The organism is Clostridium sardiniense, assembly GCF_019753795.1.
Classification (GTDB): domain Bacteria; phylum Bacillota; class Clostridia; order Clostridiales; family Clostridiaceae; genus Clostridium; species Clostridium sardiniense.
This window is the reverse complement of sequence record NZ_JAIKTU010000022.1, coordinates 1-12,517: the sequence shown is the minus strand read 5'-3', so window position 1 is coordinate 12,517 and position 12,517 is coordinate 1. Positions and strand designations below refer to the sequence as shown.

General features: G+C 24.9%; 13 protein-coding genes. 6 read left to right on the top strand and 7 right to left on the bottom strand.

The genetic code is table 11. From position 1 onward, the window contains the following. Window positions 1-111: 111 nt before the first annotated feature. The 4 genes from K5V21_RS18110 to K5V21_RS18095 all read right to left on the bottom strand — a co-directional run bounded on the left by K5V21_RS18110 (window position 112) and on the right by K5V21_RS18095 (window position 3,976). Window positions 112-1,785: a MutS-related protein gene (locus K5V21_RS18110; RefSeq protein ID WP_221862443.1), complete on the bottom strand. Its 1,674-nt coding sequence runs from the start codon at window positions 1,783-1,785 to the stop codon at window positions 112-114. Between the two features lie 238 nt (window positions 1,786-2,023). Next, window positions 2,024-3,118, bottom strand: coding sequence for a DUF1648 domain-containing protein (locus K5V21_RS18105; RefSeq protein WP_221862442.1), 1,095 nt, complete (start codon window positions 3,116-3,118; stop codon window positions 2,024-2,026). Window positions 3,119-3,123: 5 nt separating this feature from the next. Beyond that, window positions 3,124-3,498: a GntR family transcriptional regulator gene (locus K5V21_RS18100; RefSeq protein WP_243425091.1), complete on the bottom strand. Its 375-nt coding sequence runs from the start codon at window positions 3,496-3,498 to the stop codon at window positions 3,124-3,126. A gap of 262 nt (window positions 3,499-3,760) precedes the next feature. Then, on the bottom strand, window positions 3,761-3,976 hold the full coding sequence (locus K5V21_RS18095) for a LysR family transcriptional regulator substrate-binding protein (RefSeq protein WP_221862441.1): 216 nt from the start codon (window positions 3,974-3,976) through the stop codon (window positions 3,761-3,763). Between the two features lie 130 nt (window positions 3,977-4,106). Between K5V21_RS18095 and K5V21_RS18090 the strand changes: the two genes are divergently transcribed. Next, window positions 4,107-4,658, top strand: a complete 552-nt coding sequence (locus K5V21_RS18090; RefSeq protein ID WP_221862440.1) for a chromate transporter — start codon at window positions 4,107-4,109, stop codon at window positions 4,656-4,658. Continuing rightward, window positions 4,645-5,214: a chromate transporter gene (locus K5V21_RS18085; RefSeq protein ID WP_221862439.1), complete on the top strand. Its 570-nt coding sequence runs from the start codon at window positions 4,645-4,647 to the stop codon at window positions 5,212-5,214. Before K5V21_RS18090 ends, K5V21_RS18085 begins: the two co-directional genes overlap by 14 nt. Window positions 5,215-5,369: 155 nt before the next feature. Here the strand turns inward: K5V21_RS18085 and K5V21_RS18080 are convergent, their stop codons facing one another. Together K5V21_RS18080 and K5V21_RS18075 are read right to left on the bottom strand one after the other, a co-directional pair. Then, a complete protein-coding gene (locus tag K5V21_RS18080) occupies window positions 5,370-5,591 on the bottom strand; it encodes a PF20097 family protein (RefSeq protein ID WP_221862438.1) in 222 nt (73 codons plus the stop codon). 593 nt (window positions 5,592-6,184) lie between these two features. Then, the gene (locus K5V21_RS18075; protein ID WP_221862437.1) at window positions 6,185-7,522 is read right to left on the bottom strand and encodes an IS110 family RNA-guided transposase; all 1,338 of its coding nucleotides are present in this window, start codon (window positions 7,520-7,522) and stop codon (window positions 6,185-6,187) included. 447 nt (window positions 7,523-7,969) lie between these two features. Between K5V21_RS18075 and K5V21_RS18070 the strand changes: the two genes are divergently transcribed. The 4 genes from K5V21_RS18070 to K5V21_RS18055 all read left to right on the top strand — a co-directional run bounded on the left by K5V21_RS18070 (window position 7,970) and on the right by K5V21_RS18055 (window position 10,588). Continuing rightward, the gene (locus K5V21_RS18070) at window positions 7,970-8,209 is read left to right on the top strand and encodes a hypothetical protein (protein ID WP_221862436.1); all 240 of its coding nucleotides are present in this window, start codon (window positions 7,970-7,972) and stop codon (window positions 8,207-8,209) included. Further along, on the top strand, window positions 8,202-8,480 hold the full coding sequence (locus K5V21_RS18065) for a hypothetical protein (RefSeq protein ID WP_221862435.1): 279 nt from the start codon (window positions 8,202-8,204) through the stop codon (window positions 8,478-8,480). Before K5V21_RS18070 ends, K5V21_RS18065 begins: the two co-directional genes overlap by 8 nt. A gap of 72 nt (window positions 8,481-8,552) precedes the next feature. Next, window positions 8,553-9,314, top strand: coding sequence for a ParA family protein (locus K5V21_RS18060; protein WP_221862434.1), 762 nt, complete (start codon window positions 8,553-8,555; stop codon window positions 9,312-9,314). A gap of 71 nt (window positions 9,315-9,385) precedes the next feature. Continuing rightward, window positions 9,386-10,588, top strand: a complete 1,203-nt coding sequence (locus tag K5V21_RS18055) for a ParB/RepB/Spo0J family partition protein (protein ID WP_221862433.1) — start codon at window positions 9,386-9,388, stop codon at window positions 10,586-10,588. Window positions 10,589-11,012: 424 nt separating this feature from the next. On the opposite strand, the gene K5V21_RS18050 is transcribed toward K5V21_RS18055, so the two are convergent. Continuing rightward, a complete protein-coding gene (locus K5V21_RS18050) occupies window positions 11,013-12,137 on the bottom strand; it encodes a hypothetical protein (RefSeq protein ID WP_221862432.1) in 1,125 nt (374 codons plus the stop codon). Between the last annotated feature and the right edge of the window lie 380 nt (window positions 12,138-12,517).

The following is a 12,517-nucleotide window of genomic DNA, read 5'->3' as shown; positions in this document are numbered from 1 at the left end:
CTTTAATTTATTTTATTTTGTATTACTACTCTCTTATAATAACAGATACTTCAATTAATTGCAAGTATTTTTAAAAAATTCTAAAAATTTTAGAATCTTTTATAGTTATAGTTAAATCTCTTTCCATTTGTTTGTTTTAGTAAAAACCCTAGCTCTATCATAAGCTCTGTCTACTATCTCTTTATCATATCCTATAAATGAAAGTATTTTTATAGCATTTCTACTCTTAGATCTTCCACTATATAATTTATAATCAAATGTTATGTCATTATCTTTTATTTCTTCTTGGAAATGATAATTGTTAAAATTCTTTTCTAATATATAAGTTAATTCTATATCATGGGTTGCTGCTACACATATACAATTTTTACTTTCTGCTAAATGATTTAATACTTCAGAAGATGCTGCAATTCTCTCTATTGTATTTGTTCCTCTTAATATTTCATCAACAAAGCAAAGAATAGGATATTCTAAAGGTATACTATCTAATATTCTCTTTAGTGATTTTATCTCTACCATATAATAGCTCTCTTTTGTAAATATACTATCTTTAAGAGCCATTGAACTATAAACCCTAAAATAACTACTTTTATATTCTTCTGCATATACAGTATATATACTTTGAGCTGTAATTGCATTTAAGGCTAAAGTTTTTAAGAATGTAGATTTTCCTGATGCGTTTGAACCTGTAATCAATATGGATTTATCTATGTTAATTGAATTTTTAACTGGTTCTTCTATAAATGGATGATATAGATCTTTCCATTCTAAATATTCTTTTTTCTCACTACTTTTTTCTAAGATAGGCTTAGTATAACTATCTAAAGAATCCCTGTAAGATGCAATTGAAATCAATGAATCTATATACCCCATATATTCGTATATATTTTTAAAATCATCTACTTTTTTATATAATATATTTAATATTTTCTCATACTTTATTATGTCACTTAACATAACATTATCTTTATACATCTTCCATATTGAAGCATCACTCATATACATATTTGAATCATCTAATATAACTTTATTCCTTATAGCTTTTAAGTTATTTAATGAATCTTTTATATGTGGAAATTTATTGTTTATATACTCTATATTTAATGAATACACTTTATTTGCTGTGTTTACCATTCCAAGCATATACATATAATCTTGTATTTCAAATTTATGTTTATTTTTAATTCTCCAATTTAAAATAATATTAATTCCAATAGATATCATTACTAAAAATGCTAGTATAGGCTTTATAATCGTTAAAATTACAAATATAAATGGTACAATTCTCAAACTTCTATATAATAAAAGCTTATCTTTATTAGGTTTCTTTGGATCTTTAAAATAGTTTGTTATGCAAGCTGAATTTTTTTTACCATACTCCCCTAATGTAAACTGAATCTTAAATCTATCTTTTGAATTTCTCATAAAATAATCTATTATTTCATCTCTCCATATTAGCTCATACTTATCAAATAATGGTATCCTCAAAATGCAATATAGAATTTCTTCTCCTATTGAAGTTTGAGTATTGTTCATAGATTTAAATACTTCATCCATATTTAAATCATTCCATGTTATATCATCAATAAAAAATTTTTCATTATCTTTTTTATTTCTAAAATAACTCCTTACATATTCAAAATTAACTTTAGCATTTTTTATATTTATTTTTTCCCCATAGCTTTTAAGTATTCTTTCTCTTAATCTTTTTCTTCTTTTATAAATTTCATAAATATATGCCCCTATAATAAGTATCACTGCAATTATTATGTAAATATAAATCATACTGTCTCCCCCTTAAATTTATTAGCAGTATATAAAATAATTTTATTCTCATTATATCATGCAATTATTTTCTATTCATAAAGTATACTTCCTTTAACTATATTTATTTTATAATTCTATTTAAACTAAAAATGACTATCCTATATACAAGATAGTCATTTAAAGATATAAACTGTATCATTTCAAAGCATCGACAAAATCCAACTAAAAAAAGAGATGTATATTACATCTCTTTTAATTAACTTTGAACTATAGACATACCTATACCAAAAACTACTATAACTAATGTTAGTATATACAATAACATACCTATCTTATTTCCTGCATTTATAGTCCATCCTATTCCTACTCTTTTTTCCACAAATATTGATGGATCTTGCTTATTATAATATATAAAACCAAATTTCCATTTACTATCATCATCTCTTTGGATTACCTTATTATTTTCTGTTTCGTAATCATTTCTAATCTTAAATGCTTTTATTGAATAATACATAAGTGCTATAAGCATGATAGCTGTAAGTATAACAACTATCCACATTGCATTTCTACTGTTTTTTATTATTTGCATCACTTGAAGATTTCCTATAGTTAATGTTATCAAAGCAACTAGCATTATACACATCATAAGCTTTGATATTATATCTCTATATTTTAGATTATTTCCCCTAGATTTCTCTGGATTTGTAGGATCAATTTTCATCTTTTTAGTTTGTAGTATATAATCAACTGCTATAAAAGTTATTATCATAAACACTATAGAAAATATTAAACCACCAAAAAGGAAAAAACTTTTTTCAGAGTAAGCCGTTATATTTCCACTAAAATCAAACTGAGTTGGAATTCTATCAGGTAATATATTATATTGTTTTATAGCAAAAACTGTATTTAATACTAATACTGGAATTCCAATTAAAAGATAATACCAGAGCCTTTTAAAGCTGTACTTACTTCTTTCTGTAGAAACTACAACAACTTGCTTTTTGTCCTTTAACCCGCCAAGTTCTTCTTTAAGTTCTCTTATCTTTTTATTATAAACTCCATAACATACCATTCCACCTATTATAGAAAAGAACATTGAAATTATAGCTATTAGCTGACTATTTTGAAAATAACTTATTACGATTCCTAAAATCGCTAATATACTAATAATTACATTTATATTTATATATTCTTTTTCCTTTTGCTTTATTTTATCATTTGCTCTAATTTCATCACTTACAATACATCCTATAAGTACATTTTTCTTTCCTTTTACAGCTAAAATCGCACACGCAAAGAATTCAGTAAGAATTACCAAAATCATTATAATTATAAATCCTATATCAACCATAAAATCTATCTCCCCTCATATCCATCTAAAATAGTATTTAATAAACTTACCATTTCATCTCGCTTTAATCCCTTTGCCATACCTTCTGCTACCACTTCATTTATCTTTTCTTTATAGCTTTCTATAAATTTTTCATCATCCTTAGCTTTCTTTATATTTACAAGTACACCAATTCTTCTGTCTACACTTACATATCCCTCTTCTTTTAACAAGTTATATGCTTTATTCACTGTATGAAGATTTACTTCTATCTCTGATGCAAGTTCTCTTACTGCTGGAAGTCTATCGCCATCTTTTATCAATCCCTTTGCTATACCTTCTATTATATTCTTCTTTATCTGCAGATATATTGGAACTTCACTATCAAACTCTAATGTCATTAACACAACTTCACCTTCTTATATTCTATTTGTTATATATAATATATAACATTATTAGTAAAGTTTCAATAATATAACTAATTTTATTTTTTATGTTTTATCTTTTGGGATAAACTAAGTATCGTACCTTAAGTTTATATATTTATCATAACTATACAAAATTTATATGGTTATTATACAAATTATATATTTTAAATATATTGAATTCAGTGTTATATTATATCAGTAAGAAATTTTACTATACTTTTTATTATGTATTTTTCTAATTAAACAACTTAATAAAACTTTTTGCAGCTTTTGAAAGATTTGTACTTTTTTTATAGATAACTCCAAGTCTTGTATATAGATTAGTTTCATCTATTACCTTTGTTTTAAGATTATTACTTTCAATAATCTTTGCTGCTGATTTTGGAATAACCACTATACCAAGTTCTTCTTCTGCAATTGCAATAAAGTATTTAAGATGTTTAATATCCATAAATAGCACCTCTGTTTATGTTAAAGTTTGTTCAAATCTTATGTTAACTAAATATTTAAATAAACTTTAATATAAAATAAATTACTTGTAAAGACAATAAATATTAATTAAACATAGAAAGGATTTTAGTATGAAAGATTTATTTGATTTATACCTTCTCTTTATAAAACTTGGACTTATGAATTTTGGTGGAGGATATACAATGTTTCCAATACTTCAAAGGGAAATAATTGAAAAAAGACATTGGATTACCGATGAAGAACTTACTGATTATTACGCAATTGGTCAATGTACACCTGGAGTAATTGCAGTTAATACTGCTACATTTATAGGATATAAAAGAAAAGGCAGTCTAGGTGGAATATTTGCAACACTTGGGTTTGTAACTCCATCTGTAATACTTATTTCAATAATTGCAACTTTTATTGGCAACTTTTCTGATCTTCCAATTGTTAAAGATGCCTTTGCCGGTGTTCGTGTATGTGTTGCTGTACTTATTTTAAATACTGCAATTAAATTACTTAAAACATCCGTAATTGATATTAAAACACTTATTGTATTTGTGCTTGTACTTGGATTTTCTATTTTTACGAATATATCTCCTGTTTTATTTATAATTATTGCAGGAATAAGTGGAATTGTACTTAAAGGACTTGGAGGTAAAAAGCATGGTACTAATTAGATTATTTTTTGAATTTTTTAAGGTAGGTCTTTTTGCCGTAGGTGGTGGAGCAGCTACTATTCCATTCCTTTATGATATTTCAGATAAAACAGGATGGTTTACTCACACTGACCTTGCTAATATGGTTGCTATATCTCAATCCGTTCCCGGGGCAATGGGAATTAACATGGCATCTTATGTTGGATATGCAACTAAAGGACTTGCAGGATGTATAGATGCTACAATTGGTATTATTGTTCCTTCCATTATTATAATTTTACTTGTAGCTCAAGTTTTAGATAAGTTTAAAGAAAATGATATGGTTCAAAATTGTTTCTATGGACTTCGTCCAGCATCAACTGGTCTTCTTGCCGCTGCTGGATTTGAAATAGTTAAAATATCAATATTAACTTTAGATAAGTACGCCAAAACATCAGATATTATGGATATACTTTCCTTTAAAGCGTTAATACTTGCAGCAATTTTATTTTTCTTAATATCTAAATACAAGAAGTCACCAATTGTTTATATAGCTTTATCTGCTGTTGTTGGAATTGTATTTAAGTTTGCATCTTAAAACTATAAAAAAGCCCGCAAAAATTAATTTTGCTGGCTTTTTTATATTTATATTATTTCTTTTATTATTTTATATAGTATATTTATTCTATAAAAAACTTCTAATTATGATGTATTTTTCACTTATCTTTTATAATCGATTCTCTAATTATATTTTTACTTTCCTTCTATAATGCATTGTTTACATTGTCTACAGCAATAAGCTTTAGCTTTTTCACTACCTTCTACTATTGAGTATTTTGCAAGTTCTACCCCATTTGGACTGCTTAAACATTTGAATATTCCTCGTTCTTCATTTTCAGGTATCCAACAAAGTGCTTCACGTTTGTTTTGTATATATCCCTTTTCCATTTCAGAATTGCAAAGTGTACATTTCATAGAAATTTACTCGTTACATTATATTTAAAAAGCTTACTTATTCTAAGTTTTTCTCAATATTACTATCAAGTTTATTTTTTCATATTAAAAAGTGCTTAGAAAATGCTTATATATCAATATTTTCTAAGTTTTTTTCAATGACAAATAGACCTTTACATTATCCAAAAAAATTAATAATGCAAAAGCCTCATCTTATTATTAATTAATGATGTCCGCTTTTGCATTACCTTTTTTTGATTATCGCTAACACTCGTTATCCGCATTCATTTGCTAAAACAACTCTCCCGCATATAATCAAGTAATGCGATTATTTCTCCTCTTCCGCATCAAAAAGTGCTAAGTAAATTTCTCCATCTGCATTACATCATTAATATTATATGAATTTAAATTTTAATTCAAATTCGATTACAGTTTAAATTTCTTAAACTAATTTCTTAATAATCTCTCTCATATTCTCAATAATTCTCTTATATCCATATTATTATTCAAATTTTATTATTTTATATTTATGTTTTTCTATATCTCCCCCAAATACTGATATTGCTATATTACACGGCAATTTATTACAATCACTTTTCTAGTCACTTTTTCAATCACTTTTTATATTTATTAGTTGTATTCGTGTTTTCATCTATTAATTTTTCTACATCTTTTTTCATGTACAATTTATTGAACTTCTCCATATTGCACCTAGAGAAATCTAAAGTTTTAAATATTTCACTTGTATCAAAATTAGAATTGTTTTTCATAGTCCCATAAATACATCTAAGAATTTTACACATTGTAGCAATCCACATCTCTATTTTTCTATTTTCTTTCTCTCTTTCTAACGATAAGTAGTAACAGTATAATTTTTTTATTTCTGTATTATGAACTATTAACTGCCTAGTTATTATATATAGATTTTTTCGTATTCTTCTATTTCCCTTTTTAGTTATTTTACTTTCACCTACTTTAGTAGCAGATGAATCTGCTCTTATAGATAACCCAGCATAACTTTGTAACATCCTTGCATTTTTAAATAATTTAAAATCTCCAATTTCAGCAAATAACGAACTTATATTTAAATTAGGAATTCCTTTTATACTAGCTAAATTTTTATATTGCTCTCCATATATTTCTATTGTTAAATTTTCAATTTCCTTATCTAACTCATTAATAGTTTTTTCTAATGTTTTATAACTTTCTATGTAACATTTGATTTCATTCTTTGACGGAAAACTAATATCCATTTGATAATATTGCCATGTTTCAACTTCTTCCTTATAAAGCATTAATTTTTTTCTATCTATTCTAGGATTATCTCTCATAATATCTTGGATAAATTCTCTAGTATTTATTTTCAATACATCTTTAGGTATTGGATATTTTTCTAATAATTTTATTCCTGTTATAGTTAACTTATGTTGAAAAACTATCAAATAAAATTGATTGTTGACATCTAACCAAGCATGTATTTTATTTTTTATACTTGTTAGCGATTCACTTAGTTCATTTCTTAACCTTGTCATATTTTTTAAAGAATTTACTTCAATAGATTTAGGCATAATTTCTGAATAATACCCATCTTTTATAGAATAAGCTATTGCTTTACTGTCTATCGAATCATTCTTTCCTTTTTGACTAGCAATTAAATCTCTCATTGTTTTTACAGTAGTTCCTTGAACCATAACAACTCTTTTTATACCCAATCTATTTAATATTTGTTGTAAATTAATCCAATAATGTCCTGTAGATTCAACTCCAACTAATATATCATCATATGAATTTAAATTATTATCTTCAATAAGAACCTCTATTATTTCTTTTAACTCTTTAAATCCATAATAGTTATTTTTCAATTTTGCTTTTTTTCTTATTTCTTTCCCTTGCTTATTTATAAATCTAATTACATTTTCATTTTTCCCAATATCTATTCCTATATATACCATAGTCCCCTCCTACAATAAACTTTGTAAAAAAATCATACTTAAAATTTCTTATTAAATCCCTATTAATTTTTTAAACTCTTTGTTAAATTTCATAAGAAAATTAATGTTATATATAAATTTGAAGACTTATTTAAAGGCTTCGCCCTCGTCTCCGACTTCACCCATGAACTTTGAAAAAGTTCAATAAATACCAAATAAGTTATAACTAGCTTAGGCTAGTTATATTCTTTTGTTTTTTTGAAGCACTAGCCTATCACATTTACGCTAAAAATTGTAAAGCCATTTCTCAAAAATTTTTATCAGCCATTCCATACTTACATAGCAGCTAAAATTTTTTGTTCCATTTCCCTTTACAATTCACTTCAATGTGTAGTCTTTGGCTCAACAAAAAAACAACAACACGAAGTGCTTAATTAAAGTTTTATATCAAATTTAGGGAGTGATTTTATGATTAAAGACTACAAAATATTTCTTTCAGCAGTTGACACTAAATTACATAATAAATCAAAATTACGAGTTGACTTAATTGGAGATATTAAAATATCTGAAATTGAGGAATTTAAAAATTTCAATATTGTTTACTTAGGTTCTAGCTTTGAAGATTTAATAAAGATTAAAGGTACCTTAGTGAAAAGAAAAGTTAGGTATATACAACTCTTTGAAAAGATAGGTGAATGTCATGTTTGATTTAGGAAATGTAATTATTACAAATGGAATAAAACAAGCATTAGATGAAAATTTATTAACTAATGATACATTATTCAAATTCTTATCATTACATATACAAAATATTAGTGAAAGTTGTAAAGATGATAGAAACTGCAACTTAGAAGATATAAAAAATAAATATGGGAGTGTATTAAATAAATATACTGTTTATGATGATAAACAAATATTTATAAGCACTTATTTAGGTAGTGTTAACGAAACAACTATTTTGTTTACTTATGAATATTAAAAATTAAAAGGTGTCCCCCGTGGACACCAAATAATAAATATATAACTTTAAATATGAAAGGATTGATTTTTTATGAAAAACACAAAAGTAATAAGTTTATTTAACATTAAAGGTGGAGTTGCTAAAACTACTTCTACAGCGAATTTAGGAGCTTGTTTAAGCCAACAAAATAAGAAGGTATTGCTAATTGACCTAGACCCTCAAAGCAATCTTACAAAACTATTTAAATCTTATAGCATAGATGATTTAAGCATTGCCAATGCTCTTCTAAATAAAAAGATTAATATTAATGAAATTATAAAACAAACTGACTTTGAAAACATAGATATTATACCTAGCAATATTAAACTTGCATTTGCTGAAAGAGAAATACTTTTAGATGTAAGTAGAAGTCAACAAAATAGATTATCAAGAGCAATTAAAAACATTGAAGAAAATTATGATTACATACTTATAGATTGTCCTCCAAGTCTTAATATGATAACTATTAATTCTCTATGTGCTTCTGATGATGTTTTAGTCCCTATTAAAATTGATAAATTCGCATTAGATGGACTTGAATATCTTTTAGACAGTATAGAAGAAATTAAAGATGAATTTAATCCCGATTTAAATTTTAAAGGTTGTTTTGTAACAATGGATACTGCAACTACAGTAAACAGACAAATTAAAAAGGAACTTAAAAATATTTTAGAAGATAAACTTTTTAATACAACTATAAAACAAAATGTAAAAGTTATTGAAAGTACATTTGAAGAAAGTCCAGTTGTATTTTCTTCAAAAAAAGCTAGGGCTAGTGTTAATTATAAAGACTTAGTTAAAGAAGTATTTTAAAATTGGTGTCCTATTTGGACACCAACCTCAAAATAAACATATATAAATTCATAAAAAGGAAGGTAATAATTATGAGTAAATCATTTAGTATAAGTGAAGGAATGTTAAATTCAATTTCAAAAAATGTGCAAAAAGCTAGTAAACTTGAAGCTAAAGAAAATTTCAAGGTTCAATATATAGATATAAAAGATATAAATAGGAGCAATAAAAACTTCTATGAAATAGTCAATATAGATGAATTAGCCGAAGATATAAAGTTAAATGGATTAAACCATAATTTAGTTGTCAGAAAGTTAGGTAATGAATCATACGAATTATTAAGTGGTGAACGTAGATATACTGCTCTTACTAAATTAGTTAATGAAGGTAATAAAACATTTGCTCTAGTTCCTTGTAAGGTAATTGAAGCAAATGACACAGACGCTGAAATAATTCTTATACAAGCTAATGCACAAACTAGAGAATTAAGTGATATTGAAAAATTAAAACAAATTCAAAGACTTAAAGAACTATACCAAAACAAAAAGAAAAATGGTGAAAAAATACCAGGTAAAATTAGAGAAATTATTGCAAATGATTTAAAACTATCCCCTACCCAAGTTGGAAGATATGAGAGAATAAATAATAAATTAATCCCAGAACTTAAAGAAGTTTTAGAAAATGGAAATCTTACAATTAATAATGCTAGTGAATTTTCTACATTAAGTGAAACTAATCAAAAAGCCATTTTAGATATTATCAATTCAAAAGTTAATTTATCTAAAGAAGAAGCTTCGCAACTAAAAAGCAAACTTAAAAGGCTTGAAACAGAAAAAGACCTTGAACTTGAAAATAATAAAAATCTTATTAAAGAAAATAGAGATTTAAAACAGAAAATCACATCTTCTGATGAAAGTAAAAATAATGAAAATGAAATTAAAGAATTAGAAGGGCAACTTAAAATTAAATTAGAAAAAGAATTAGAACAAAAATATTCTTCTAAAATAGAAAGTATAAAACAAGAAGTTATAAATAATCAAAAGGAAAAAGAAGAACTTAAAAACCAACTTTCTAAATTAAAGGCTTCTGCTCCTAAAGATGTATCTAAAGAATTTGAAGAAAACCTAAAGTTAATTCAAGACTTAAAAATAGTTAAATCAACTTTACTTTCTATTAGTAAACAATATAGAAAAATGAAAAATGATGATATTAATATATCCAACGAAACATTAAATCTTACTAAAGATACATTAGATGTTTCTTACATACTAACTTCTATGAATACTTCTAAATAACGGTTCTAAGGGGTTTATCCTAAAGCCCCTTTCCAACTTTAATAATCATAACTTTACGAAGGAGGATTTACTTATGTTATATTTCATATTATTTATTTTCTTTTTAGGATTTTATAACTCTAATTTAGGTAGTCTTATAAGATTTATATTAACTGTAATTGCGATAAAATGTATGTTTGAAAATTTATTAACTGACCTATATTTAAGTATTTCTCTATTCATTTTAATACTACTATTAAATATACCAACAGTGTTTAAAATTTATATATATTTGTTAAAAAAAATATATTCAAGCTTCATTCTTGCTATATGGATTTTTCTATACTTAGCTTAAGTTTATTCCTATTCATTAATTTTACAAACTCTTTCTATACACTTTAAACAACCATTTTATAATCATCTTTCTTAGTAAATAACTTGTTAACTAATCTCTTAAAAAATGATTTAAATTATCATTTAAAAATTGATGATATCCTGAGTGTATATTATTACACTCCCAATTATAACTTCTTGAAATGTGTTTTTCTAATTGCATAAGATAATTGCACTCATAATTTTTGCGTTCCTTTGAAATTTTTTTGTGTTCTTCCCAAAATCCACCTATAATTCCTATTCCAACTCCAGCCAAATTCAATCCATTACTAATTTCATCTGGCATTTTTCCAATAGAATTTGCTACAGTACTAACAATGGGAGCCATTAAAGTTTTTACCCCTAAAAAAGACTCTGCTTTTATATCTCTCATTCTTTTTTTATACTCTTTTTTTGACTCTTCCAATTCTTTTATATTATCATGGATTAAATCATTTATAATTTTTTCATCTTCACATAAAGATATTCTTTTATATAATTGTTCAATATTTAAAAAATATCTTTTTCTTTCTTGATTAGATTTATTTCTAAAATCAATTAATTCCTTTGCCGAAAGATTCGTTATATTAGATGGAATAAATGATTCAATCGTAATAGCTGATAAAACAGTTTTTTCATACATATATTCAGAATCATTTAAATTACCATCATATTGAAAAAAATTTGATCCACACCATGCTTCTGTATAATCTGTAGATAAGTTTATATTATTTCTTTCAGCTATTTCAGTAGCTAAATATAACATATAAATTGATGCCATATCTGTGGGCATATTCATCCAATTGCCTTTAATTTTATTTTTACCTAAAATCATTTCTCTTAATTTTACATCCGCTTTATCTTTATGTAATTTAATATATTCTTTTTTCTTATAATTAGATGAATCTAAAGCAGCTGCCCACCATTTATTATCTTTATGATTAAGGGAATTAATAAAATTCTTACTAGCCTCTTGTATATAAATTTTCGGATTTATATTATTTATTAAGTCTTCATCATAATAAATTATTTTTTTAATATTCTCAGAATCTTTCAGTTCATACTCTTCAGGAACTATTCTATAAATTCTATCCCACAATAGTGCTGCTGACCATAACCAAAAAGGATTATTAAACTCTATTGTAGGATAATACAATGTATAATTATTATTCATTTCTACCTCACTCTTTTTACTCATAATATTCTCATAAATCGTTTTTTTGATTCAATAAAAAACAAATATTTACTCTTACTTTATTCATTAATGACATCTCTATATTTTCCATTGATTTAAAATCCTTTACTTACTTTTTTAAGCCTATAACTTCATAATTATTCTATACTTCAACTATGCTATAGACCACTTTATTATTAACTGTATTATCAAAGTAATAATTTTTCATTTTCTTTTAAAATACCAATAATTATTTTCTCTTTTAAACAATATTATTTTTTATGATAAATTTTTTTAAATCACTAAATTCATCTTTTAATATCTTTATTTTTTCTATCTATTTTTTTCTTTTTATCTCTGAAAAATATTTTTTAGCATCATATTTTTTATTATCTTTCTTTCCC

What these genes read in the sequence shown, in the direction of transcription:
- K5V21_RS18110 (WP_221862443.1), bottom strand. Translation starts at nt 1,785, where the DNA reads ATGATTTATATTTACATAATAATTGCAGTGATACTTATTATAGGGGCA.
- K5V21_RS18105 (WP_221862442.1), bottom strand. Translation starts at nt 3,118, where the DNA reads ATGGTTGATATAGGATTTATAATTATAATGATTTTGGTAATTCTTACT.
- K5V21_RS18100 (WP_243425091.1), bottom strand. Translation starts at nt 3,498, where the DNA reads ATGACATTAGAGTTTGATAGTGAAGTTCCAATATATCTGCAGATAAAG.
- K5V21_RS18095 (WP_221862441.1), bottom strand. Translation starts at nt 3,976, where the DNA reads ATGGATATTAAACATCTTAAATACTTTATTGCAATTGCAGAAGAAGAA.
- K5V21_RS18090 (WP_221862440.1), top strand. Translation starts at nt 4,107, where the DNA reads ATGAAAGATTTATTTGATTTATACCTTCTCTTTATAAAACTTGGACTT.
- K5V21_RS18085 (WP_221862439.1), top strand. Translation starts at nt 4,645, where the DNA reads ATGGTACTAATTAGATTATTTTTTGAATTTTTTAAGGTAGGTCTTTTT.
- K5V21_RS18080 (WP_221862438.1), bottom strand. Translation starts at nt 5,591, where the DNA reads ATGAAATGTACACTTTGCAATTCTGAAATGGAAAAGGGATATATACAA.
- K5V21_RS18075 (WP_221862437.1), bottom strand. Translation starts at nt 7,522, where the DNA reads ATGGTATATATAGGAATAGATATTGGGAAAAATGAAAATGTAATTAGA.
- K5V21_RS18070 (WP_221862436.1), top strand. Translation starts at nt 7,970, where the DNA reads ATGATTAAAGACTACAAAATATTTCTTTCAGCAGTTGACACTAAATTA.
- K5V21_RS18065 (WP_221862435.1), top strand. Translation starts at nt 8,202, where the DNA reads ATGTTTGATTTAGGAAATGTAATTATTACAAATGGAATAAAACAAGCA.
- K5V21_RS18060 (WP_221862434.1), top strand. Translation starts at nt 8,553, where the DNA reads ATGAAAAACACAAAAGTAATAAGTTTATTTAACATTAAAGGTGGAGTT.
- K5V21_RS18055 (WP_221862433.1), top strand. Translation starts at nt 9,386, where the DNA reads ATGAGTAAATCATTTAGTATAAGTGAAGGAATGTTAAATTCAATTTCA.
- K5V21_RS18050 (WP_221862432.1), bottom strand. Translation starts at nt 12,137, where the DNA reads ATGAGTAAAAAGAGTGAGGTAGAAATGAATAATAATTATACATTGTAT.